Consider the following 26,650-nt stretch of genomic DNA (forward strand, 5'->3'; position numbering starts at 1 on the left):
TTTGGATTTTTAATATTAATTTGGGGCATGAGTGGATCCATAATTTATTTAACTATTTTATCTGCAATGTATTATCTAAAAAATGCAACGAAATAGCCATTAATGTGAACATATGAATTAAAAAACAAACATCGCGTACAAACAAATTCAAACATAATTGGACACACAACTTATAAAATTTTTTAGATGAACAAATAATAATACACCCTATGTCTTTAAACAAAGAATGAAAATCATAAAATGATCTCTAAGGATAATAGGAACTCTCCACAAAGAAGAGACAGAGATGAGGACTCCAAAGACTTCATCATCACTATCCTTCACCATTTTGTTAACATATTAATTTTATACAAGAATCTTTCCCTCGGAAGAAATAGCATTTGCAATAGCTTCTTCGTTTGCCTCATCGGGTAATAACATCTCATTATGAGCACATCCCGATGGGATCATAGGAAAACAGTTTTCTAAATGATAAACACGACAATCAAAAAGAACAGGCTTATCACTGTCAATCATTTGCTGAATTTTATCATCAAGTTCATCGGGTTTTGAACAATGAATTCCTACGGCTCCATAAGCTTGAGCCAATTTCACAAAGTCAGGCATAGATTCCGTATAAGAATGAGAAAGACGATTACCATGCAGCAATTGCTGCCACTGGCGAACCATCCCCATATACTGATTATTTAAAATAAAAATTTTCACCGGTGTGTCATGCTGAATAGCTGTTGCAAGCTCTTGAATATTCATCTGAATGGAGGCATCACCAGAAATACACACAACAAGCGCATCAGGATGTGCTATTTGAACACCTATAGCAGCAGGTAAACCATACCCCATCGTTCCAAGACCACCAGAAGTCATCCAATGTTTTGGTTCATCAAAATGATAATACTGTGCTGCCCACATCTGATGCTGTCCGACATCCGTTGTAATATAAGCATTCGCATCTTTGGTAAGAGCATAAAGTCGTTCAAGAGCATATTGCGGCATAATGACATCTTTTTTCTCCGCATATGCCAATGAATTACGAGCTTTCCAACGGTTAATTTGCGTCCACCACGCCTCACGGACTTCACTGTTAAACGCTGATTGCTGTATTTTTAAGAGTTGCGTCATATCTCCTAAAACACAAGCCACATCACCAATAATTGGAACTTCTGCTTTTACAATTTTATTGATGGAAGAAGGATCAATATCAATATGAATAATACGCGCATGAGGTGCAAATGCATCAAGGCGCCCCGTGATACGATCATCAAATCGTGCTCCAACAGCTAACATAACATCACAATCATGCATGGCCATATTAGCCTCATAGGTTCCATGCATTCCAAGCATTCCAAGCCAATTTTTACCGGAAGCAGGATAAGAACCAAGTCCCATGAGTGTTGATGTAATCGGAAAATCTCCCAATTGAACCAAATTACGTAAAAGCTGTATAGCTTTCATCCCCGATGAAATAACACCACCACCAGAATAAATAATAGGGCGTTTTGCCTCAACTAAAAGAGAAACGGCAGATTCAATAGCCTTAGTATTCTCTTTCAACGATAGAGAAGAATGCAAAGGATCCTGAACTTGAGGGGCTCTATAAAATCCTGAAGCAAATTGAACATCCTTAGGAATATCAATCAAAACCGGCCCAGGACGACCTGATTGAGCAAGAAAAAAAGCTTCATGAATAATTTCTGCAAGATCATTGACGTTTTTAACCAGCCAGTTACGCTTCGTACAGGGCTTTGTAATACCAACCGTATCAGCTTCTTGAAAGCCATTTGTTCCAATGATCGTTGTCGCTACCTGACCAGAAAAACAAACAAGAGGTATAGAATCCATAAGAGCATCTTGCAAAGGTGTCACAGCATTCGTTGCCCCTGGACCAGAAGTCACAAGCATAACCCCTACCTTTCCAGTACTGCGTGCATAGCCTTCAGCCGCATGCCCTGCAGCTTGTTCATGGCGCACCAAAATATGCTGGAGTGTATCTTGGTGATAAAGAACATCAAAAATAGGCAAAACAGCCCCACCAGGATAACCAAAAATATGTTCAACGCCTTGATCTATAAGAGCCTGAATCACTATTTCAGCACCCGACATTATTTTTCCATCTGCACTCTCTTGCTTTCTTGGATCATTTCTCATTTTTCCCACTCACCTACTTTATAGGACAATAAAAAAGCCCCTAACGGAGCCCATAAAAAAAGCCCCCAAAGGAGCCCATTACACAACACATACTGTATGATTACCCCCCATTATTCCAACGTATAAAATATATAAAAAATTCCTTGTAGACAGATTTTTAATTCCATTGATACCATTCGTCAATAAAAAATTATATTTTCTAAAAAATTTCTTTTTTACGAATTATCTTTTATCTTTCGAAAGTTTCTTTGCAAGGCTCCAGCTCTTTTATCAAAAAGTAAGCATCCATTCTTCATCAAATTGATTACGAAACCATGTCATTTGTCTTTTTGCATATCTCCTCGTTTGTATTTTCACCGCTTCAAGAGCACTCTCAAAGCTTCTATATCCATCCAAATAAGCCATAAACTCAGGTATACCAATAGCCTTCATTGCTGGTAATGAAGGGGAAAGTTTAAGTTTTTTCATAGCCATCACTTCTTCTAAAGCTCCTCTTTCAATCATAGAATCCAAGCGTTTATGAATACGTTCATAAAGCAGAGGACGTGGTGGCATGAGAAGAATTTTTTCGGTCAAATTCGGCGCAATGAGAGGTGTTGTTTTTTGTTTCTGCCACCAACTGAGCGTCTTACCGGTTGCATCATAAACTTCCAAAGCACGGACAATACGCTGTCTATCATGCGAAGAAATTTTTTCAGCAACAACAGCATCAATCTGCAACAACTGGCGATAAAGACTTTCAGGTCCCTCTTTATCAAGCAGCAAACGCCACTTCTGCCGCACAACATCTGGAACATGAGGGATTTCCGAAATCCCCTCTAAAAGAGCACGAAAATAAAGTCCTGTTCCACCAACAAAAATAACTGATCTTAAAGAAAAAGTAGCCAATAGCTTCTCGACATCACATAACCATTGCCCTACTGAATAATTCAAAGTAGGGCTCACATGACCATAAAGATAATGTGGAACAATCGCGGTATCAGCCTCCCTCGGCCGTGCCGTTAAAATATTTAAAACATCATAAACCTGCATTGAATCAGTATTAATAATGAGAGCATTCTTTTCTTGAGCCATTTGCAAGGCAAGTTCTGACTTCCCACTTGCCGTTGGCCCTGCTATCAATGTAATTGTTCTTTGTGCCATGAATAGCAATTTCTCCCAATCAATAACTTATTGCAACATACAGACACCCCCAAAGCCACTGTATTTTCTCTCCATTATCATAGAGTAAATACTTCAAACAAAAATACGAACACAAGTTCTCTTTAATACAAAGAAAATCCTATGAAACTTATAAAAAAGAACAAATGGACTTAATAACTACACCAAAAGAATTTCCAAGCATTTTTGCTATCATAGTTCAATAATAAACTACAGCCATAATCATTCTGTCCATTAGGCCATAAAAAACAAACTCTTTGTCATCCTTCATAAATATAATACTGAGCTTAACCTATATAATCGCTTTATTTTGTCCTATAAAAACAGCCTGCTACGCTGGTTTATAATAAGCGCCTCAAAAACTGTCTTCTTGACGCTCTCTTTTTTATAATTATTTTTTTATCTATCACTAAGAAAGGTACAAATATATATATAATTGATTGAATATAATATAATTTTTCTCCAAGATAACTTTTTCAAATTGAAGTGAAAAAACGTTAACTATAGCACACAAAGTATAATCACAAAGCGCTGAAAGTCCCATTGAATAAAACACTATTTATAACAGCATTTTGCAATTTGAATGAGCATCCCCAATATCATATGATTTCCTCATTTTTTCTCTTCTCATAAAACATCATAGCAATACCATTTACTTGCGCATCACAAGCAAAGATAAAAATAGACTTAAGAAAGGCGTAGCAATATCTCTTATGCAGCATTTTCAAAGTCTAGGTTGTTATAATATTGAGAACTGGAAAATACTATGAAGGCACCAATTTGTACTTTTATTTAACGCAAAAATAGAGCTGCCCAATGGATTTTATATTGCACACCCCATACTCTCTATCGTGAAATGAATTTGAGAAATATTGGACATCACATGCCTAGCTTGCAAAATATCCCATATACTAAAGCTGATAAAAACAAAAAATGAATTTTTCAAATATCAATCCATTAGGATCGTTACGAACCGTAACTCTCCATCTGGACGCGCTACAATAAATAGAGCATTTTTGCGTCCAGCTTCACGTAATTTATGAATACGTTTTTTAGCCTCATCAATTGTTGTGACAGAACTCTGATTGATATCAACAATCACTTCACCAACGCGAATACGCTTTTTATCCGCTGCGCTATTTTGTGCAACAGATGTCACCACTAGTCCTCGAAGTTTATCTGAAATTGAATAACGATGACGCAAATCCTCTGTCAATTCAGATAATGTCATTCCCATAAATTGCATTGTCACGTTTTTCGACAGATCTTGATTTTTTTTATCATCAACTTCTTCTTCTGTATCTTCATTTGGATCTGTTTCAATCAAACGTCCAAGCTTAACTTTTACTGTTTCTTCTTGCCCATTCCGTAAAACAGTAACATCCACCACCTTTCCTTCTGAACTTTCTGCAACTAAACGCGGCAAATCACGTGCATGCTTAATTTTGGAATTACCAAAAGAAAGAATGACATCTCCAGTTTGTAACTGGCTATTATCTACATTATTTTCTTCCGTCTGTTCTATTTTACCAGCCACCAATGCCCCTACAGCATTGTCCAATTTTAAACTTTTTGCAATATCCTCTGTTACGGGCTGAATACGAATCGCCAACCAACCGCGTCTTATTTCTCCAAAATCACGCAATTGATTAATAACAGAAAGAGCCATATCCGATGGAATAGCAAATCCAATACCGATAGATCCTCCCGAAGGTGAAACAATTGCTGTATTAATGCCAATGACTTCACCATTTCTATCAAATAACGGACCACCAGAATTGCCCCGATTAATTGCTGCATCTGTTTGAATAAAATTATCATAGGGACCAGCATTAAGATCACGGTTACGGGCAGAAATAATACCAACCGTCACACTTCCACCAAAACCATAAGGATTACCAATAGCCATAACCCAATCACCAATACGTGCTTTTTCTGAGTCACCAAAACGCACAGCTTTTAATTTTTTACTTCCTGCATCGACTTGAAGCAACGCCAAATCAGTTTTGCTATCCTTTCCAAGAAGCTTTGCCTTTAGTTTTGTACCATCCGTAAAATTAACTTCAATATCATCAGCATCAACAATAACATGATAATTTGTAACAATAATCCCCTTTTGCGCATCAATCACAAAACCAGACCCTAAAGAACGCACCTTTTGAAATTGACTATCTTTTTGAGCATCCTTGGGTGTAAAAAAATCACTAAAATATTCCTCCAGCAATGAATCTTTTGGGATAACGGGTACCGAGGTATTTTCATCCTGTTCTGTTCCTTCAACAGTCTGTGCCGTGGAAATATTCACAACTGTTTCCAAAAGCTCAGAAGCTAAATCAGGAATAGAAAGCAATGCCTTGCTTGTCTCTGCTCCCCAAGACAAACCTGCCCCTGATAGAAACAAAGTCACACAAAAAACAACTCTTGTGATACAAGACTTCAAAAACGTATTTTTACTCACGACACTTCTATCCATGACATGCCTTTAATCAAAGATGCAAAGAGCCCCACTAAATTTATCTACATAAAACCAGCACGGCTCGATACTCTCTACCACTTTTACCATAAAAGAAAATGGTCACAGATCATTCTTTTCATGCAAAATCTCGTATCTGCAATCCATTATTTTATCTATTCTCTTCCGATTTTGGATCAGTTTTACTAATGCCAGTATTCATTGTCGGTAAGAATGCTTTATTTGCCTGCGGCGGATTACGAAAATAGAAAAAGAAATCCTCATTTGGTGAAATCACCATCGGTGTTTTCTCTAAATTCTTGTATTGTTCCATCGCCAACCAAAAATCATAAAAGGACGGATTAGCCTCCCTCGCATTCAATAAAAGACGAATACTTTCAGCTTGACCTTCACCACGGGTAATTTCAGCATCACGCTTTGCCGCTGCTACAATTTCCTCATATTCACGATTAGCTTCTGCTACAATACGATCTCGCTCTTGTTGACCACGAGCACGGATATTTTCCGCAGCAGCTTCACGTTCAGCTGCCATTTGCCGATAGACATCTTCTGAAACAGCATCAGTCAAATCGGTTTTACGAATACGCACATCAACAATGGTAATACCCAACGAACCTGCATCTACAGAAAATTGCTTCTGTACTTCAGCCATCATCGCGCCTCGTTCATCCGATAAGGCTGCTTTAAATTCTCGCTTACCATAAACAGCACGCAAAGCATCAATAAACCGTGGTGCAAGGTTTTCACGTGCCGCAATTTGTGGACGCCCAGAAGCAATGCGCTGTAAGAACAACTTAGGATCTGTAATACGGTAAATAAAGAACGCATCCACTTCATAATACGCACCACCACGAACCTGTACAGATTGTGTAGGAACATCGTAACGCAATAACCGATTATCAACAATGATCATCTTATCGATAAAGGGCGCCTTGAAATAGATTCCAGGATTAGATTCTACCTGAACAATTTGTCCAAAACGCTTAATTGCTACTTGTTGACGAGGATAGACGATAAATACGGACATCCACAAAATCATCAAAACAAACACTATAGCACTAAAAACAAACAAAAAGCGAGATTGCTGCATAATTAATCTCCTCCAGAAATACGAGAATCTAAGAGTAACGCAGGACGCGCTGATGTTGCCTTTACTTTTTCCGACGACTTGCTACGCAACAATTCGTTCAAAGGTAAATAAGGCACGGCTGGAGAATTTGCCTGATCAAGAACCAGCTTATTGGGTGAAGAAAGAATCCGCCCCATCGTCTCCATATAGAGACGGTAGCGCGCAGCTTCTGGTGAAATCGCAGCCTCACGAGCTATGGCCTGAAACCGTTCAGCACGCCCTGTTGCCTCTTCAACCATTTGTGCCTTTTCACCTTTTGCGATTTCCCGTGTGCGTGAAGCTTCACCATTTGCTAAACCAATTTTCGTAAAACGTACACGATTCCCCTCTTCAATCATTCTTCCACGTTCCTGCTCCGCCTGCTGAACAGAATTAAACGCAGCAGCAACCTTTGTCGGAGGAGCAGCTTCACTGATAGACACACGGCTTATTTCAACACCAAGTTGATATTTATCTACAGTCAACTGGATAATCTTTCTAACGTCATTAGCAACTTCTTCTTTCTTGTCACGTAAAACATCATCAACCGGCCGCGAACCAATGACCTCACGCATTGCACTCTCAGCAACTTGGCGAACTGTTCCTTCTTGATCATTCACATTGAATAAAAATTGACTAGGATATGAAATCCGATAGTAAACGGAAAAATTAACATTCACGATATTCTGATCACTCGAAAGCATTAAACCATCACTTTGTTGCACCTGACCAGGCTTCCCACCAATCGCGATTGTTTTTTCCGTTAAAGGTACTTTCATATAGGTCTCAATTGGCCAAAAATGAAAATGCAATCCATCACCAATGATGCCTTCTTTAGGGATGCCAAAACGCAATTCCACTGCTTGCTCATTTTGTTGGACAATATAAAGTGACTGATAGAGCAAAAAACACACAGCAAACAGAAGGAACAAAACAAAAGTTCCTCCTCTACTAAATTGTTTAAACTGATCCTGTCCTTTGCGCAAAATATCATTAAGATTGGGACCATTTTCGCCACCATTACCGCCACCAGAACCAAAAAGATTCTTAGCGGGTGTTTTTTTATCACCACTGTTTTTGGTTTTATCGCCACTCCATGGGCCACCACCATTTTGATTTGTCCAGGGCATTATCACCTCTTTAACTGATTACCACTACTCGAATACCAACCATTTGCTTGATCTTATAGGGTGCCTCTTACCTCATTACAATACAACTGATAACCCCTTCCGCTTTATATTACAAAAAATTATTTCCGCTCATAAACAACAAAACGTGTCGGATGACTATCTTTATCCCCTTTTGGAATATCTTGTGTTTGCACAATAGTCCACTTTTCTTTATCAAAAACAGGAAAAAAACTATCACCTTCTATAGAAGCTAAAACTTCTGTAAGGAATATTTTATCAGCCATATGCAACCCTTGTTGAAAAATTTCACCACCACCAATAATAAAAATTTCCTCTATATTATTTTGAGAAGCAACATTTGTTGCAAAAAAACAAGCTTGCGATAAAGAGTGAGCAACAACAGCCCCTTCAGCACAAAAGGTACAATCACGCGTAATGACGATATTTGTACGCCCTGGTAAAGGCCTTCCGATAGAATCCCAAGTTTTTCGCCCCATAATAATGGGCTTACCCAATGTCAAAGCTTTAAAGCGTTGCAAATCCGTTGATAAATGCCACGGCATTGCACCTTCACGACCGATAACACCATTTTCTGCAACAGCAGCAATGAAACAAATGGAAATCGTCATATTGCTACCGGCGCTTTAATATGGGGATGTGCTTTATAATTAAGCAATTCAAAATCCTCAAATTTAAAAGAAAAAAGATCTGTTACCGCTGGATTTATGCGCATAGATGGCAAAGTATTTGGTATACGAGACAATTGATATTGTGCCTGTTCAAAATGATTAGAATAAAGATGAACATCCCCCAAAGTATGAATAAAATCCCCTACTTTAAGACCGCTTACTTGCGCAATCATCATTGTTAACAATGCGTAAGACGCAATATTGAACGGAACACCTAAGAAAATATCCGCCGAACGCTGATAAAGTTGACAGGATAATTTCCCCTCAGCAATGTAAAATTGAAAAAGACAATGACACGGAGGCAACGCCATTTCCTCTATTAATGCAGGATTCCAAGCTGATACAATCAAGCGACGAGAATCTGGCGTTTCCTTAATCATCGTTAAAAGATTGTTAATTTGATCAATATGGCGTCCATCAGGAGCAGGCCAAGAACGCCACTGATAACCATAAACAGGACCAAGATTTCCCTTTTCATCAGCCCACTCGTCCCAAATTGACACGCCATGCTCTTTCAACCAAGCAATATTTGTATCGCCTTTAAGAAACCACAAAAGTTCATAAATAATTGAACGTAAGTGTAGCTTCTTTGTTGTCAACAACGGAAATCCTGCTTGTAAATCAAAGCGCATCTGATACCCAAAGATAGATCGCGTGCCAACACCCGTTCGATCTGTCCGATCAATACCCTGATTTAAAACATGAGATAAAAGAGCAAGATATGATTTCATGAGGGTATTATGTCCGATTCTTCTTATTATAGAAAATAAAAACTGTAAAATCCGTACAAACGTAATTCAAATCTTTTTCCAAAAACATCTTACACAAGAAATTATCATGATCTAACTAAATTTTTGATGCAAAAGATAAAATACTATAGACAGCTTCTAAGAAAATAACATAAATGAACAAAGATGGATGAACATCAAATAAAGGGATCGACTATGGAAAAACAAGAAGCTTTAAAACCACATGATACAAGAAAACGTATCTGGGCTATCGTGTCCAGTGCATCAGGTAATCTAGTAGAATGGTATGACTTTTATGTTTATTCCTTTACATCTATTTATTTTGCATCACAATTCTTTCCCTCAGATGGCAATGACGTTACGCAACTTTTAAAAGCGGCGGGTGTTTTTGCTATTGGTTTTCTTATGCGCCCAATCGGCGGATGGCTTTTTGGCTTCATTGCCGATCGTTACGGACGCAAACGCTCAATGCTTATCTCTGTTTTTATGATGTGTGGTGGTTCGTTCTTAATCGCCCTACTTCCTACCTATGAAACCATTGGAATGGCAGCAGGAATTCTTTTACTTTTACTCAGAATGCTTCAGGGGCTTTCTGTCGGTGGTGAATATGGTACAACAGCAACTTATATGAGCGAAATCGCCCTCAAAAATCGCCGCGGATTTTTTAGCTCTTTCCAATATACCACACTGATTGGAGGTCAACTTCTAGCCAGTCTCGTTATATTCATTTTAGCGCTTTATCTCACCGAAGATCAGCTAAAAGCGTGGGGCTGGCGTATTCCATTTGCCATTGGTGGATGCGGCGCAATTGTTGCGATTTATCTACGCCGCACACTCCATGAGACAACAACCAAAGAAAGTCGTTCTAGTGCACAAGCTGGTAGTATTCGGGGACTTCTGAGCAACCACCGAAAAGCTTTCTTTCTGGTTATTGGCTTTACAGCTGGAGGATCGCTCACATTCTACACCTATACGACTTACATGCAGAAATATCTGATCACAACCACTGGCTTTGATAAACATACAGCCACAACAATCATGACAGCTGCACTCTTTGTTTTCATGTTACTCCAACCCCTCTTTGGTTCTCTCGCAGATAAAATTGGAACAAGAACTTCTCTCCTTATTTGGAGTGTCTTATCTATTATCTTTACTATTCCTGGACTTAATATGATTGGTAATACTGATAGTACATGGATTGCTTTATCAGTCATTACTGGAATGCTCTGCATTATGAGCTTTTATACATCTATCTCTGGCATTGTAAAATCAGAAATGTTTCCCGCTTCAGTACGAGCAATAGGAGTTGGGCTCTCTTATGCTATTGCCAACGCACTGTTTGGCGGTTCTGCTGAATATGTCGCGCTTGGATTAAAAGATCTTGGATATGAATCTGTCTTCTATTTTTATATAACCGGCATGATGATTATTGCATTCATTTCTGTTCTCTTAATGCCAGATGCTCGCAAAAAAGGGTATTTACAAGGAGACGATATTCATTAACCTTTAATGTTAACAAACAAGGATTTTAACAAAAAAGCCCAGTATTCTGGGCTTTTTTATATTCTTTCCGATAGAAGTTTAAAGCTCACAATTTTTTATCCCTTCAAACACTCTAAAGAAGCAATGTTCCCTCCTGCACACGCCGCTTATAAAAATAAATGGCTTCATATTATGATGTAATAAATACTTCTTTTTCTGAATTTAGTTCACTAAAGATAAAAAACGTTTGATTTATTTTAATATTCCCATTTCCACTCAAAGTCGAAGAAAAGTGATTATCTTTCAAGAGATTTTATCAATAATAAAGACTACACTCATGATTTTGTTTAATACGTTCTTAATGGTACCCCTCATGCAACACAAATCCTTTCATGAAAAATAGAAAATACAATTATATTATGAATTCGCACACTTTTTTGAGAAACATTTCTCAATGTACCCAACTCCATTTCACAACGGCACCCGTGAATGACATAACGTAAAAGCCCCGTAAAATATAAACATAGGCATTACTCTCTTTACACTTAATAAAAGTGCAAGCCGCTATTATTATACTATTGGCGAACTCTTAATATTGTACTCCTCCTTAACACTTAAGATCATTCCTAAAAAGTATTTTAAATGATACACCAACCTCGCATGCAATAGTCAATAACATCATTTTACGAAACAACATCAAGCATATAAACTAAAGAGTATCATATCTTCATAAATACTCTGCATATGCAAATAATTCACAATCAAACAAAAAATAATATTTCCTTAAGGATAGTAAAAAGCGTATGATTTACGCAATATAACAACACCATGAGCCCACAACATCACTGATAGCTCTAGAAAAAATCTTTATGTTTCCCTAAAAAATTATCATGCTACAATAGCGTTTTTATAATGCACATCGTAAACAACTTTAAAAAGAAGAAAAGTTATAAATCTAAAAGGGGAATACTTCATGAATAATCAAACAACGTTAGATCCACATGATACAAGGAAACGTATTTTTGCTATTATATCCAGCGCATCAGGAAATCTGGTAGAATGGTACGACTTTTATGCTTACTCCTTTGCATCGGTTTATTTTGCATCACAATTTTTTCCTGAAGATGAAGATATTGTTACACAACTGTTAAAAACGGCAGGAATCTTTTTTATTGGCTTTCTTATGCGTCCAATTGGAGCATGGCTCTTTGGATTCATTGCGGATCGTTATGGACGTAAACGCTCAATGCTTATTTCTGTTTTTATGATGTGTGGTGGCTCTTTTCTCATTGCCATACTTCCCACTTATAAAACCTTGGGAATAACAGCAGCATTCCTTCTCCTTTTTGTCCGTATGTTTCAAGGACTTTCCGTTGGAGGTGAATATGGTACAGCAGCAACTTATATGAGCGAAGTTGCACCCAAAAATCGTCGCGGGCTCTTTGCTTCTTTTCAATATGCAACAACGATCTCAGGTCAACTTCTCGCAAGCTTTATAATATTTATTTTAGCCCTTTACCTTACTGAAGATCAGTTAAAAGCGTGGGGATGGCGTATTCCTTTTGTGATTGGTGGCTTTGGAGCAATCGTTGCAATTTATCTGCGTAGTTTGCTCCATGAAACAACAACCCACAAAAGCCGCTCTGAAAAACATGCTGGTAGTCTTCGAGAACTTTTTCGCAATCATAAAAAAGCTTTCTTTTTGGTTGTTGGCTTTACAGCTGGTGGATCACTCACATTTTATACATACACCACTTATATGCAAAAATATCTGATCACAACCACCGGCTTTGATAAACAAACCGCAACAACGATAATGACTGCCGCCCTCTTTATTTTTGTGCTACTCCAACCCCTTTTTGGTTCCCTAGCCGATAAAATTGGAGCAAGAGCTTCACTCATTAGTTGGGGGGCATTATCCATTATCTGCACCATTCCTGTACTTAAAATGATCGGTAATGCCCATAATCCATGGACAGCACTCTTAATTATTATTGGAATACTCTGTGTTATGAGTTTTTATACGTCCATTGCTGGTATCATAAAAGCAGAATTGTTCCCTGCTTCAATCCGAGCAATTGGTGTTGGATTTGCTTTTGCCATTGGCAACGCACTCTTTGGCGGTTCTGCTGAATATGTAGCGCTTGGATTAAAAAATATGGGATACGAATCTGTTTTCTTTTTTTACATCGTTGGTATGATGGTCATTGCACTCATCTCTATTCTTCTTATGCCCGATATAGATAAAGGAGGATATCTCGATAAGGACGATAGACTTCATTAAACTTATTTTCTGGATAAAAAAGCCCAAGAAATTGGGCTTTTTTTGATCTCCTATCCATCCTAATAAAGAACAAAAATGCTGCCCCGCATTCGTCTTACAAACAACTCAGTTTCTCTTAAGCTGTCTATAGTTACTGCCCTCTTTATATAATTTACTTGATAAGATTCTATAGGCAAGCCCTACCCTAAATATTATCACGATATCTAAAAAACACCTCATACGGAAAACCTTATCTGAGGCTTACCTCCCCCTCCTAAATAATGATGTGTGGTGATACAACAAGATAAGCAAGGACACAAAAATCCCCTCATTATTTAAGCTTTATGAAATGTTTTCAATTTTGGGGCTTTCCATCATAAAGACCATCTCTTCTATGATCTTCCGGTATTATTCCAATAAATGCATTCTTCTCATCAAGTTTAAAGGTATCTTGATCTACTTTTCAATGTTCTCTCCCTTTAAATGCAACGTGATAACTTTTTATTCTATAACACAAGTAAAAATCTTAAAACGAATGACAACATAACTCTAATAAATCATCTTAAAGAGTTTCCCTAAGAAATTATTATAATACAATTGAATTTTTCTGGAAATCATAAACAATTATGTTTAGAAAATATAAAATATAAATCCAAAAGGGGAACAATTCATGAAAAATGAAACAACTTCAGCATCACAGGATGCAAGAAAACGTGTTTTTGCTATTATAGCAAGCGCATCAGGAAATCTCGTAGAATGGTATGATTTTTACGTTTACTCATTTGCATCAATTTATTTTGCATCACAATTCTTTCCCTCCGATGGTGATACGATTACACCACTGTTAAAAACCGCGGGTGTGTTTTTTATTGGCTTTCTTATGCGCCCTATTGGAGCTTGGTTTTTAGGATTTGTCGCCGATCGTTATGGACGTAAACGCTCGATGCTTATATCCATTTTTATGATGTGTGGTGGCTCTTTTTTCATCGCCATACTTCCCACCTATGAAACCTTAGGAATAACATCAGCAATCCTTTTACTTTTAGCTCGGATGATGCAAGGACTTTCAGCGGGTGGTGAATATGGTACAGCAGCCACTTATATGAGCGAAGTTGCTCTCAAAAAACATCGTGGGCTTTTTGCTTCTTTCCAATCAGCCACCCTTATTACAGGTCAACTTCTTGCCAGCTTCATTATATTTATTCTAGCATCTTATCTCTCTGAAGATCAGTTAAAAGCATGGGGATGGCGCATTCCTTTTGTGATTGGTGGTTTCGGGGCAGTGATTGCGATTTATCTGCGTCGTTCTCTCCACGAAACAACCACGAAAGAAAGCCGCTCTCACAAACACTCTGGCAGTCTTAAGGAACTTCTCACCAAGCATACAAGAGCCGTTGTCGTAATTGCATGCTTTGCATCAGGAGGATCACTCACGTTTTACACCTTTACGACTTATATGCAAAAATATCTGATCACAACCACCGGCTTTGATAAACATACCGCAACAACGATTATGACAGCTGTACTATTCATTTTCATCCTATTCCAACCCATAGCTGGTATCATAGCCGATAAAATTGGAACAAAAACTTTACTTATCATTTGGAGTATACTCTCTGTCATCTTTACATTTCCTGGACTCTGGATAATCGGTAATACGCATAGTATATGGATTGCCTTTTCCGTCATTATTGGCTTGCTCTTCATTATGAGCATGTATACATCCATCTCTGGTGTCGTAAAATCAGCAATGTTTCCCTCTTCAATACGCGCATTAGGCGTTAGCATCTCTCATGCCATTGGTAACGCCTTATTTGGTGGTTCTGCTGAATACGTTGCGCTTGGATTAAAAAAGTACGGTCATGAATCACTCTTTTATTTTTATATAACCGTCGTGATGATCATGGCATTCATTGCTCTTCTCTTTGTCCCGAGTATGCGTAAAGGAGGCTACCTCCAAGAAGATGAAAAACATTAACCCTTTTTATCAACGAAAAAGCCCAAGAGATTGGGCTTTTTTATCATTATCGCAAATTTAATATTGTTTAAATTTTATGAAGTGCATTAAGGTGCTTAGCAACTAGATAATAAAAAGTCAGTCGACTTTTTCTACGCTCTCCAGACATCATCTCAGCCACTTTTGAAACAGCCATTTTAGCACTCTTCTCATCGGCTTCTAAAACATCTTGAACCCATTTTTCAACACGTTCTAACTCTTTTGGATCCGATGTAGCAACAAGCGCTGCATCCTGCTTTTTCATCACTAAAGCTAAACGACGGCTAAGTCGTTCTATTGCTGCTTCATCGGGATTTGAATCATATAGTTTAATATCTGCTAAATTATTTGTCATTTTGCATCATCTCCTCTCCAAAAATGAGCGGTCTATACTTTATAGCCGCCTCGTATAGCTCCATAAATAATTAGAGGATTAAAAATATTAACAACCCCCCCTTTTCCTAAGACTGTTCTTCATCTATATTTAGAGGGCTGGTTTACCAGCTATGGTAATAAATGGACGGTGAAATAAACCTATTGGACCCGGGGGCGGTACCCGGCGCCTCCACCAAAATATAAAAAACCAAAGTTATATTTTGGTGGGGGCGAAATAGGATCGACAAGGGTGTAAAGATCGCTCTTTTACTCGGCATTGTACCACCGTTATCGGGCTAAATGAGTAGTTGCAAATGACAACTATGCGGAAGCACGTCTCGCCGCTTAAGGTGGTGTGAATGTTTCAAATTGAGTCTTAAACCGTCGCAGGTTTAAGCGGGGTTCGAAGGCACCTGGCAACAGAAGCCTTCACTTTTTTAAATGTTATTGATTGATCTTTCAGACATTATCAGACATTATTTACCATAGATTTTCGTGTTTTTTCGATTCATTGAGGTACATAGTAGACAAAATATTGCTAGTTTTAAAATACATTCTATTACACAATATCAATACAATCCATTCTGCTACGTGAAATAAAAGGAATAAACTTCGATGGTTAAAGATCAAATCCGTTACGATATTCTCGTTCAGGATGCGCTTCGTGGAGTTATCCGTAAAGTTTTATCGGAAGTTGCCAAAGCAGGTCTTCCGGGAAATCATCATTTTTTTATAACTTTTTTGACAAATGCCCCAGGCGTTAAAATTTCTCCTCGGCTAAAAAATCGCTATCCTGAACAAATGACAATCGTCTTGCAACATCAGTTTAGAGATCTCAGTGTTTCAGAAACAGCCTTCGAAGTAACCCTCTCTTTCAGGGAAATAACGGAAAAACTGGTAATTCCTTTTACTTCCGTTCAGGTCTTTTATGATCCTGTAGCAGCATTTGAAGCAGCATTTGATCTACCCTCAAGTCTGACCTCTGGAGAAAGTGAAAATTCAGAAAACACCTTATCTGCACCCATTACTCTCTCAAACAAACAAAAAAAAGAAAATACGCTCACAAAAGAACAAAATCTCAGTACCAATAAAGAACCTTCAAATAATGATACAAAACAAAGTGCTGATGTTGTCTCTTTAGATTCTTTTCGGAAAAAATAAACTTTCTCATGCCTGAATTAATTAACCTTCGCCAATTTCGAAAACAAAAAAAGCGTACAGAAAAAGCTCTTTGCGCTGAGCAAAATCGTTATCGTTTTGGTCGAACAAAAACTGAAAAACTTTTTGAGCAACAAAAATCTTTAAAAACGCAAAAATTTCTTGATCAAAATCGTTTACGAAATGACGAATAAAGGTAGAAAAATGCACGAAAATAATTCTATCGATTGGTCAAAAGTTATTCCACGAAAAATATCCGTTCGCGTTGATGGGCACGCAACAAGCGTCTCTTTAGAACCACCATTTTTAGATATTCTAAAAGATATAGCCCGCCAAAAAGGACAATCTTTAGCTTTTATTATCACTGATATTGATAGCAAAAGACCACAACAAGTAAATCTCTCGGCCTCGTTACGCGTTTATGCCCTTCAAAGTGTTCTCACCCAACGCCTTTAATGTTTGTGCTTATTTTTTTACGTTCTCTTTCTGTCTGTTCAACTGAAACTGTTGTGACTTTTTAAGAGAAGTTTTTTTAATCTAGAACTTCAATGAAAAAAAGACTACAAAAGAGAGATAATGAGTAATTTTTCTGATCACAACATACCTTTCTTTGAAGAAGATTCCCCTCCAGACCATGATAAAAAGAGCGCTGGTTTTTTCTCCCATACTCTAAAAGAACAAAAGTCATATAACACAGACTATTTAGAACAACTCAATCCAGAACAGCAACAAGCTGTTATGAATACTGAGGGACCTCTTTTAGTTCTTGCAGGTGCTGGTACAGGAAAAACGCGCGTTTTAACAACCCGTATTTCTCACATTTTACGCTCTGGACTTGCCTCTCCTCAGCAAATACTTGCTGTCACTTTCACCAACAAAGCAGCCCGTGAAATGAAAATACGGATTGGTGAACTTATTGGAGAAGTTGTTGAAGGTATGCCTTGGCTTGGAACCTTTCATTCCACTGGAGCTAAAATTTTACGCCGTCACGCAGAGCTTGTTGATTTAAAAAGAAACTTTACAATTCTTGATAGCGACGATGTTCTTCGACTTTTAAAACAGCTTATTCAAGCTGAAGGATTAGACGATAAGCGTTGGCCCGCACGAAACCTTGCCATGATGATTGATTCCTGGAAAAATCAAGGACTTTCACCAAAACATATCTCAAAAAGTGATGCTCATTCCTTTGGTAACGGCATGGGGCGCGAACTTTATCACAGTTATCAAAATCGATTAAAAGATCTTAATGCTTGTGATTTTGGTGACCTTCTACTTCATTCTATCTCTATTTTCCAACATAATCCAGATATTCTTCGCGAATATCATTCTCAATTTCGTTATATTCTTGTCGATGAATATCAAGATACAAATACAGCACAATATCTTTGGCTTCGCCTTTTAGCCCAACATCCTCAAGGTCAACATGTTAATCTTTGTTGTGTTGGCGATGATGATCAATCTATTTATGGATGGCGTGGTGCAAAAGTCGAAAACATATTACGTTTTGAAAAAGATTTTCCTTCTGCTAAAATTATTCGTCTAGAACGCAATTACCGCTCAACATCCCATATTCTCAAAACCGCCTCCCATCTCATTGCGCATAATGAAGAAAGACTGGGAAAAGTCCTTTTTTCTGCTCAAATAAAGAGTGAGGAAGAAAAGGTAAAAATTCATTCAGCATGGGATTCGGCAGAAGAAGCACGAGCAATCGGAGAAGAAATCGAACGCGCACAACAAACCGGTCATGCATTAAATCATATGGCTATATTGGTACGCGCATCATTTCAAATGCGTGAATTTGAAGATCGCTTTGTAACACTTGGCCTTAATTATCGCGTCATTGGTGGTCCTCGTTTTTATGAGCGGATGGAAATACGTGATGCCATGGCTTATTTACGCGTTGTTGTCCAACCCACTGATGATTTAGCTTTTGAGCGTGTTATTAATACACCGAAACGCGGCATAGGAGATGCAACCCTGCGCATTCTTTATGAGAGTGCACGTGCACGTGCTGTTCCTCTCTTTTCTGCTGCCGCTGACATCATTGAAACAGATGAATTAAAGCCTAAGGCGCGCAGTGCGTTACGAAGCCTCATTGAAAACTTCCGCCGCTGGCAAAATATGCTTCAAGACACTCCTCATAGAGAACTTGCCGAGATCGTCCTTGATGATTCTGGTTATACAACCATGTGGTTAGAAGATCGTTCACCAGAGGCTCCTACAAGACTAGAAAATCTTAAAGAAATGATTCGTTCCATGGAACAATTTGAAAATCTTCAAAGTTTTTTGGAACATGTTGCACTCGTTATGGAAACGGAAAATAATGAAAATATGGATGCAGTCAACATCATGACACTTCATTCAGCCAAAGGACTTGAATTTGAAACAGTTTTTCTTCCAGGTTGGGAAGAAGGACTCTTTCCCCACCAGCGCTCATTAGATGAAGGTGGACGTTCAGGATTAGAAGAAGAACGGCGTCTTGCTTACGTAGGTCTAACAAGAGCAAAAAAATATTTGCATATATGGTTTGTATCGAATCGAAGAATTCATGGACTTTGGCAACCTGCTCTTCCCTCCCGTTTTCTAGATGAATTACCAGCAGAACATATAGAAGTTGTAGAAATGGAAACATCTTATGGTGGTTATGGAAAATCTTCCTTTCAATATCACGATTCCTTTTATACTGACTATGCAACACCAAGACAAAAGCGTGCACAAAAAAACAAGAATATTGAAGGGAAAGTTATCTCTCAATCAATCTCTCATGCACCATCAGATTTTTCTGTCAATGATCGGATTTTTCACATAAAATTTGGCTATGGTTATATTACAGCAATAGACGATCATAAATTGACAATAATGTTCGAAAAAGCCGGAGAAAAGCGTGTACTAGACAATTTTGTAAACAAAGCTTAATTACAAGTAAACCACGATCAGTTTTTTCAAGAAACCACTTTGTTTTATTCTGACTATCATTTCCATTTACGAACAAAGGCTTCAATGGGCAAATTTTGCATATCAGGCAATGCGTCATGAATTTTATCAAGTGGCCAATCCCACCAAGCCATATCTAAAAGGCATTCTATCACATGATTGGGAAACCGCATCCGCAATCGCTTAGCAGGCACCCCAACGACAATCGTATAAGGCATAACATCTTTCGTTATAACAGCGTTCGCGCCAATGATAGCGCCATGACCAATTGTCACTCCAGGCATAATAACCGCACCATGTCCAATCCACACATCATGCCCAATAATAACACGTTTTGCACAACGCCTTTCACGAAAACCACTGTCTAATGCCATATAACGAAAATATTCGTTTGGACGATAGGTTATTTTATGCGTTGAAACACGCTCCATGGGATGCTCCAACGCATTCACACGGACATGAGATGCAATAGAACAAAAACGACCAATATCGCTGTAAATAGCCTCACTGTTACGTTCTAAATAAGAAAAATCTCCAACTATTACATCACGCAAAACTACCCGCTCATTAATTTCCACATAGCGCCCTAATTTACAACCATGCAGCCGTGCTGTCGTATGGATACGAGGTTTACTTTCATGAAATCGAAGATCGTTTTCAATATTCATTATTGCCTTCCATCAATTGTTTCATCAATAGATATGGAAAGACATACCAACCAAACCAATAAAATCAACCGTGAAACAAACATTGCAAAACAAACCAGCCAATGCTAGAATTTTTTGACACTTTTAAAAGAGACAAACTATGAAAAATGTACTCCGCATTTTAGGGCTAACAGTTATATTTCTTACGGGGATTTTTATTTATGATGCATTTATAAATAAGCCTTTAGGTGATAACTTTACGCTCACTGATTCAAATGGAAAAACGATTACCGAAGCTGATATTCGAAATAAGCCTTCAATAATTTTCTTCGGTTTTACAATGTGTCCTGAAAGCTGCCCTACCACACTGATGAATCTTGATCGATGGCTTACAGCCCTTGGACCACAAGCGGATAAGTTAGGAATATGGTTTGTGACTGTTGACCCCGAACGTGATACACCAGAAATACTCCATAATTATCTCAGTAATTTTAACAATAAAATCATTGGCATTAGCGGAGCTCCTGATAAAGTTCATAAAATGGTCAATTCTTTCAACATTGTTGCTGAAAAAGTCCCTGGGGAAGATGGAAACTATACTTATAACCATACGGCAGCAATTTTTTTACTCAAAAAAGGCGGAAAGTTAGCAGGTGTTATCCGTTATGATACGAAAGAAAGCGATAGCGAATTAAAAGATGAAATCGCCATTGAACGGTTAAAAAAACTCATCTTAAACTAAAAAAACCGATCAAAAGAAAGAACAGCATGTCGCAACAAATTCGCCTCTATTGTACTGCTTCTAAAAATGAAGCAGAACAATTTTATACCCTCATAGAAACAGCTTTTGACGAAGAAGGATATCCTCTTGCTCTTGTAGAGATAGACGAAAAAAATGCTATATATGAACTTTCTCTATATGTTGATCAAGACAATCAGGAGCACGCATTGAAACGTTTTGCAAGCGTTCTCTCTATAGATTTTGATAAAATTAATATAGAAGTTTTACCCAATATTGATTGGGTACAAAAAAGCCTAGAGGGACTAAAACCTATACATGCAGGTCCTTTTTTCCTTCATGGAAGTCACCACCGAAACACCATTCCAGCAAATGTTCTCCCTATTGAAATTGAAGCGAATCAAGCCTTTGGAACTGGGCATCATGGAACAACAGCCGGTTGTTTGGAAATGATTGCCAAAGTAATGAAACACGAAAATCCACAAAATGCCCTTGATCTTGGAACTGGCAGTGGAGTCTTAGCCATTGGCATAGCAATGCTCAAGCCCATTACTATTCTCGCCTCCGATATTGATCCTATTGCTATTCAAGTTGCACAACATAATATCGAGCTTAATGGCGTAAAAGAGTATATTACAGCGGTTACTGCAACAGGTTTTATGCATGAACACATTGCAACACGAGCCCCTTTTGATCTCATTGTTGCCAATATTCTTGCCAATCCTCTCATTGAACTTGCGCAAGAAATGGTAAAAGCCCTTAAAAAAGGAGGATCACTTATACTCTCTGGAATTCTTGAAGAGCAACACGCCCATGTTTTAGATATTTATATAAAACAAGGACTGAAGCATATCGAAACATACCACCGGCAAGGATGGGTAACGATACATCTAAAATAAATGAAAAGGACGTTGTTATGTATCAATCTTTTGAGGCGACAACAAATCCCACGCATGCTGCAAAACGCATTGCCTCCCTTCGTAAAGAACTTGATCGCCTTGGGATCGATGGTTTTCTTGTTCCACGGTGCGATGAACATCAAGGAGAATATGTCCCCCCTCATGCTCAACGTCTTAGCTGGCTAACCGGCTTTACTGGTTCAGCTGGGATTGCCCTCATTTTAAAAAACAAAGCCATTATATTCACAGATGGACGCTATAAACTTCAAGTCCGCCAACAAACTGATCCTCATATTTTTGATTATGAAGATCTAATAATCTTCCCTCCTTCACAATGGCTTGAAACAAATGGAAAAAAACTTTCTATTGGCTTTGACCCATGGCTTCACACCATTACTGCTATCGATATATTGAAAAACGCATTAGAAAATAAAGCCGGCGGGACACTTGTAGAAGTTCAACATAATCCCATTGATTTGCTCTGGCATGATCAACCAAAATTACCGCAATCTGCCCTATCAGTTCATCCTCTCAAATATGCAGGATGCAGTTCAGATGAAAAGTTGGCATTGATTTGCAGATATATACAAAAAGCCAATGCAGATGCCTTTATTTTTACAGACCCCTCTTCCATTGCATGGACATTTAATATACGGGGCAATGATGTTTCCAATACACCTTTTTCCCTTTGTTTTGCTCTCATTCCACTTAATGAAACACCAGTCTTATTCATTAACAGCAAAAAACTTGGTGTAGAACAGAAACAATATCTGGAACGTTATGCAAAATTATATGAACCAGAACAGCTTGTTCCCAAGATCAAAGAGTATATTCAAAAAGGGACAGTGTTTGCCTTAGATCCACAACTAACATGCGAAAAATTACGCACTATCATTAAAGAAGAAAACAGCTCTTTCATCACGCTTACCGACCCTGCTGCTCTACCACGTGCTATTAAGAATGACACAGAACTCAATGGCGCACGCAAAGCGCATCTACGCGATGGTGTTGCCCTAACCCGTTTTTTTTCTTGGTTAGATAAACAAATACCAGAGTCAATAAATGAAGTTTCTGCTGCTCAAAAATTAGAAGAATTTCGCATAAATACAGCAAAAGAAATGGGAGAAAAACTTAAAGATCTTTCTTTTGATACAATCTCAGCAACAGGAGCAAATGGTGCCATTATTCATTATCGTGTAACAACGCAAACAAATAAACAACTCAAAGCCGGTGAACTTTATCTTGTTGATTCAGGTGGACAATATCGTGATGGCACGACTGATGTCACACGCACCGTAGCAATCGGCAATATTGGAGAAGAAGAAAAACGCTGTTTTACGCTTGTCCTCAAAGGCATGATTGCGCTTTCAACTATCAGATTTCCAAAAGGCACACGTGGACAAGACATTGATGCTCTTGCACGCATTGCATTATGGAAAGCTGGTTTTGATTATGCCCATGGCACGGGTCATGGTGTTGGATCTTATCTTTCTGTCCATGAAGGACCGCAAAATATTTCCCGCAAAGGGTGCCAAGAACTCATCCCCGGTATGATTCTTTCAAACGAACCAGGCTATTACCGCGAAGGCGCTTTTGGTATCCGTCTTGAAAATTTGATGATTGTGCAGGCAGCACAAAAAATTGATGGTGGAGATATAGAAATGCTCTCGTTCGAAACACTCACACATTGCCCCATTGATCGACGGTTAATCCTTCCAGAGCTTTTGACACAAGAAGAACGACAATGGCTTAATGATTACCATGCACATGTTTATCAGGTTAATGCACCTTACTTGAACGAAGAAGATAAAAAATGGGCAAAAGAGGCAACAATGCCCCTTTAAATCAAGCAACCTATAACTTTTACCCTTTCTACAAAAACAGCACCGTCTTTTTTTAGAGAAAAATATGTACTTGCGTCAGGAAATACAAAAAATATTTCTACAAGATACTTCACGTTTTTTCTGATATGGCAAACACTGACCTAGGTGAAGCAAAGTGAGATACGCCTGCACGTGGTAATGCTTATTTTGGGTATTACCATCTAGACACTACCATATCCCTAGTTTCTTTATATGGAAACTCTCGTTATATTTTGTAATCCTTCGCATCGTATTTCTAAAACACCTATTATAACCAGCTTATTACGCTGTTTGGATTCAAAAATTCTGCATATTTATTTACAATTTTTACCTTGCTTCACAATGATAATTTATAAATTTTACTAATAATAACCTTGTATATTCTTCATCATAATAGTTTAAGTTTAATATTTAAGTTCAACGTTAATTATTTTAAATAACGTAATAAATATCAAAGTATATGGCGTTCTATGTTTGCAAAAAATAGCCCCTTTATCTCCTTTTTGATTCCATCTCCCCCAAATGTAAGAAAGATAACCACACAAACAGCATATGCATCTTCTAGAAAACATCCTCTAAACATTATGCCCCTCAATCAGCTGTAGCCAAGCCTCTTCATCGATAACCTCAACACCTAATTCTTCAGCTTTAGCTAATTTTGAGCCCGCTCCAAGTCCTGCAACAAGAAGATCTGTTTTTTTAGAAAGTGAACCAGATGTTTTAGCCCCTAATCGCTCTGCCAATGCTTTTGCTTCATCGCGTGACATATGCGCCAAAGTTCCTGTAAAAACAATGATCTTCTCCGCTATTGGTGAAGAATCTGTCATGATAGTTGCCTCATCAAGAGGTGTTACTTCTTCAAGCAAAACAGACAAAACCTCGCGGTTATGTGCTTCTTGATAAAAATCAACAATTGCACTCCCTACCTGTGGTCCAATTCCTTCAATATTGGTAAGCTCCATCCAAGCCTCATTTCCTTCTTTATTTTCCTGCTCACACGGCATAAGTGCTTCCATAGCCGCAGTTTCAAAAGCTGTATAATTTTGATAAGCACGGGCAAGACGACGTGCATTGACCTCTCCCACATGGCGAATTCCTAATGCAAATAAAAAACGGCTCAAAGGAATTTCTCGGCGCGCATTAATGGCATCATACAGTTTCCGAACTGAAACAATACCAAAACCTTCCATATTTTCTAAACGTATCAAAGACCTTTCTTGGCGCCGTTGTAACGTAAAAATATCGGCTGGTGTATGAATACAAAGCGCCTCATCTTGAACATGGAAAAAGAATTCCACTTGTTTTTTCCCAAGTCCTTCAATATCAAAGGCATTGCGTGAAACAAAATGACGAATACGTTCAATCGCTTGTGCAGGACAAATAAGCCCACCGGTGCATCGACGCACGGCTTCTCCTTCTTCGCGAACAGCATGACTCCCACACACGGGACACAGATGAGGAAACACAAAAGTAGAAGCATTTTTTGGACGCTTTGCAGCAACAATATCAACAATTTGAGGAATCACATCACCAGCGCGTTGTACAATCACGGTATCGCCTACACGGATATCACGCCCTTCACGAATGGGCTCTCCTTTATGACCAATTCCCTTAATATAATCCTCATTATGCAAACTGGCATTGGTCACCACCACCCCACCAACAGTAACAGGTGTAAGGCGTGCAACAGGCGTCAAAGCTCCCGTACGACCGACCTGAATGTCAATATCTTCCAAAAGCGCCATTGCTTTTTCTGCTGGAAATTTATGCGCTATTGCCCAACGCGGCGAACGAGCAACAAACCCCAAACGCTTTTGGAGCATCAAATCATTAACCTTATAAACAATACCATCAATATCATAGCTTAAAGAATGACGGCATTCTTCGATATCGTGATAATAGCAAATAATGTCTTCTACAGTCTTAAAGACTTTTGTTAATGGATTGATAACAAAGCCATACTCTTTTAGCTTTTTCATCATCTCCATTTGACTTTCTGCCAATATTTCACTCACCTCACCACAAGCATAAGCAAAAAATTGAAGCTTTCTGCTAGCGGTTATCCGTGAATCAAGCTGACGGAGAGAACCAGCCGCCGCATTTCGAGGGTTGGCGAAGGTTAACTTTCCCTTCTCTTGTTGGCTTATATTAAGAGCTTGGAAATCTTCCCGCCCCATATAAACCTCACCGCGAACCTCAATGATATCAGGAAAATCACCTTGCAAAACTTGTGGAATATCAGCAATTGTTCGGGCATTTGCCGTCACATTTTCACCGACAGTTCCATCCCCACGCGTTGCCGCACGCACAAGCCGCCCCTTTTCGTAGCGCAAAGACAAAGATAAACCATCAATTTTGGGCTCCGCTGTTATTTCCAACATTTGTGTTTCTGGAAATCGTAAAAAACGACGAATACGCTCAACAAATTCACTAACATCTTCAGAGCTAAACGCATTATCAAGTGAAAGCATAGGCTGTGCATGAACAGATTTTTCAAACTTTTCAGAAATTGGTGCCCCAATTTTATGTGAAGGAGAATCAATACGTATAAGCTCTGGAAAAAGAGCTTCAATTTCTGCATTACGACGACGTAAAGCATCGTATTCTGCATCAGAAATTTCAGGCTGATCATCACGATTATAAAGCACATCATGACGTGCAATTTCTTTTGCCAACCACTCTAATTCACTTTCTGCTTCAACAGCTGTGAGATTTTTAACTGCATCTTTGTTCATAAAATCTATTCCAAATTACGAGTTACTGCCATAAGGACTTCCACACGCATCCTCATCAAATGAATCTCAATAAACACAAGCTTTCCAGTATTTTTATCGCTGGCT

20 protein-coding genes and 1 other RNA gene are annotated in these 26,650 nt (G+C 38.4%); 11 read left to right on the forward strand and 10 right to left on the reverse strand.

Annotated elements, in window-relative coordinates:
• Positions 1–345: 345 nt before the first annotated feature.
• From ACFIJL_RS05620 to ACFIJL_RS05650, 7 genes are all read right to left on the reverse strand, one after another.
• Complete coding sequence (locus ACFIJL_RS05620) at positions 346–2,145, reverse strand: acetolactate synthase 3 large subunit (protein WP_375623324.1); 1,800 nt, start codon at positions 2,143–2,145, stop codon at positions 346–348.
• Positions 2,146–2,415: 270 nt separating this feature from the next.
• Positions 2,416–3,288, reverse strand: coding sequence for a tRNA (adenosine(37)-N6)-dimethylallyltransferase MiaA (gene miaA / locus ACFIJL_RS05625; protein WP_375623326.1), 873 nt, complete (start codon positions 3,286–3,288; stop codon positions 2,416–2,418).
• Positions 3,289–4,255: 967 nt separating this feature from the next.
• On the reverse strand, positions 4,256–5,779 hold the full coding sequence (locus ACFIJL_RS05630) for a Do family serine endopeptidase (RefSeq protein ID WP_375623328.1): 1,524 nt from the start codon (positions 5,777–5,779) through the stop codon (positions 4,256–4,258).
• A 151-nt stretch (positions 5,780–5,930) separates the two neighbouring features.
• Positions 5,931–6,869 carry a protease modulator HflC gene (hflC, locus tag ACFIJL_RS05635; protein WP_375623330.1) on the reverse strand — a complete coding sequence of 313 codons (939 nt, stop codon included), beginning with the start codon at positions 6,867–6,869 and terminating at the stop codon, positions 5,931–5,933.
• 2 nt (positions 6,870–6,871) lie between these two features.
• Complete coding sequence (hflK, locus tag ACFIJL_RS05640; RefSeq protein WP_375623332.1) at positions 6,872–8,017, reverse strand: FtsH protease activity modulator HflK; 1,146 nt, start codon at positions 8,015–8,017, stop codon at positions 6,872–6,874.
• A gap of 119 nt (positions 8,018–8,136) precedes the next feature.
• Entirely contained in the window at positions 8,137–8,646 is a 510-nt protein-coding gene (locus tag ACFIJL_RS05645; protein ID WP_375623334.1) for a dihydrofolate reductase, read from the reverse strand.
• Positions 8,643–9,437, reverse strand: a complete 795-nt coding sequence (locus ACFIJL_RS05650) for a thymidylate synthase (RefSeq protein WP_375623336.1) — start codon at positions 9,435–9,437, stop codon at positions 8,643–8,645. Before ACFIJL_RS05650 ends, ACFIJL_RS05645 begins: the two co-directional genes overlap by 4 nt.
• A 213-nt stretch (positions 9,438–9,650) precedes the next feature.
• Here ACFIJL_RS05650 and ACFIJL_RS05655 point away from each other — a divergent pair, with 213 nt between their 5' ends.
• The 3 genes from ACFIJL_RS05655 (at position 9,651) to ACFIJL_RS05665 (ending at position 15,178) form a co-directional block, all read left to right on the forward strand.
• Complete coding sequence (locus ACFIJL_RS05655) at positions 9,651–10,958, forward strand: MFS family transporter (protein ID WP_375623338.1); 1,308 nt, start codon at positions 9,651–9,653, stop codon at positions 10,956–10,958.
• 952 nt (positions 10,959–11,910) lie between these two features.
• A complete protein-coding gene (locus ACFIJL_RS05660) occupies positions 11,911–13,221 on the forward strand; it encodes an MFS family transporter (RefSeq protein ID WP_375623340.1) in 1,311 nt (436 codons plus the stop codon).
• Between the two features lie 649 nt (positions 13,222–13,870).
• Positions 13,871–15,178 (forward strand): MFS transporter, encoded by a 1,308-nt coding sequence (locus ACFIJL_RS05665; protein ID WP_375623342.1) that lies wholly within the window; start codon positions 13,871–13,873, stop codon positions 15,176–15,178.
• 67 nt (positions 15,179–15,245) lie between these two features.
• On the opposite strand, the gene ACFIJL_RS05670 is transcribed toward ACFIJL_RS05665, so the two are convergent.
• Complete coding sequence (locus tag ACFIJL_RS05670; RefSeq protein ID WP_375623344.1) at positions 15,246–15,551, reverse strand: DUF2853 family protein; 306 nt, start codon at positions 15,549–15,551, stop codon at positions 15,246–15,248.
• A gap of 97 nt (positions 15,552–15,648) precedes the next feature.
• On the opposite strand from ACFIJL_RS05670, the gene ssrA reads away from it, so the two are divergent.
• The 5 genes from ssrA to ACFIJL_RS05695 all read left to right on the forward strand — a co-directional run bounded on the left by ssrA (position 15,649) and on the right by ACFIJL_RS05695 (position 19,645).
• Positions 15,649–16,005, forward strand: a transfer-messenger RNA (tmRNA) gene (gene ssrA, locus ACFIJL_RS05675).
• 181 nt (positions 16,006–16,186) lie between these two features.
• Entirely contained in the window at positions 16,187–16,732 is a 546-nt protein-coding gene (locus ACFIJL_RS05680) for an SspB family protein (protein WP_375623346.1), read from the forward strand.
• Positions 16,733–16,740: 8 nt separating this feature from the next.
• Complete coding sequence (locus ACFIJL_RS05685) at positions 16,741–16,923, forward strand: DUF4169 family protein (RefSeq protein ID WP_375623348.1); 183 nt, start codon at positions 16,741–16,743, stop codon at positions 16,921–16,923.
• Positions 16,924–16,933: 10 nt separating this feature from the next.
• A complete protein-coding gene (locus tag ACFIJL_RS05690) occupies positions 16,934–17,185 on the forward strand; it encodes a ribbon-helix-helix domain-containing protein (RefSeq protein ID WP_273790764.1) in 252 nt (83 codons plus the stop codon).
• A 120-nt stretch (positions 17,186–17,305) separates the two neighbouring features.
• Complete coding sequence (locus ACFIJL_RS05695) at positions 17,306–19,645, forward strand: ATP-dependent helicase (protein ID WP_375623351.1); 2,340 nt, start codon at positions 17,306–17,308, stop codon at positions 19,643–19,645.
• Positions 19,646–19,701: 56 nt separating this feature from the next.
• Here the strand turns inward: ACFIJL_RS05695 and ACFIJL_RS05700 are convergent, their stop codons facing one another.
• Positions 19,702–20,331, reverse strand: coding sequence for a DapH/DapD/GlmU-related protein (locus tag ACFIJL_RS05700; protein ID WP_375623353.1), 630 nt, complete (start codon positions 20,329–20,331; stop codon positions 19,702–19,704).
• A 139-nt stretch (positions 20,332–20,470) separates the two neighbouring features.
• On the opposite strand from ACFIJL_RS05700, the gene ACFIJL_RS05705 reads away from it, so the two are divergent.
• From ACFIJL_RS05705 to ACFIJL_RS05715, 3 genes are read left to right on the forward strand one after another with little or no spacing between them, the layout of a single operon-like run.
• Positions 20,471–21,052 carry an SCO family protein gene (locus ACFIJL_RS05705; protein WP_375623355.1) on the forward strand — a complete coding sequence of 194 codons (582 nt, stop codon included), beginning with the start codon at positions 20,471–20,473 and terminating at the stop codon, positions 21,050–21,052.
• A 26-nt stretch (positions 21,053–21,078) separates the two neighbouring features.
• Positions 21,079–21,948, forward strand: coding sequence for a 50S ribosomal protein L11 methyltransferase (locus tag ACFIJL_RS05710; protein WP_375623357.1), 870 nt, complete (start codon positions 21,079–21,081; stop codon positions 21,946–21,948).
• 17 nt (positions 21,949–21,965) lie between these two features.
• Entirely contained in the window at positions 21,966–23,792 is a 1,827-nt protein-coding gene (locus ACFIJL_RS05715) for an aminopeptidase P family protein (RefSeq protein WP_375623359.1), read from the forward strand.
• Positions 23,793–24,385: 593 nt separating this feature from the next.
• Here ACFIJL_RS05715 and ligA read toward each other — a convergent pair.
• Positions 24,386–26,545, reverse strand: a complete 2,160-nt coding sequence (gene ligA, locus ACFIJL_RS05720; protein ID WP_375623361.1) for an NAD-dependent DNA ligase LigA — start codon at positions 26,543–26,545, stop codon at positions 24,386–24,388.
• Positions 26,546–26,650 lie beyond the last annotated feature (105 nt).

Origin of the sequence: Bartonella sp. TT119HLJHH, assembly GCF_042193385.1 — a bacterium.
Lineage (GTDB): Bacteria > Pseudomonadota > Alphaproteobacteria > Rhizobiales > Rhizobiaceae > Bartonella.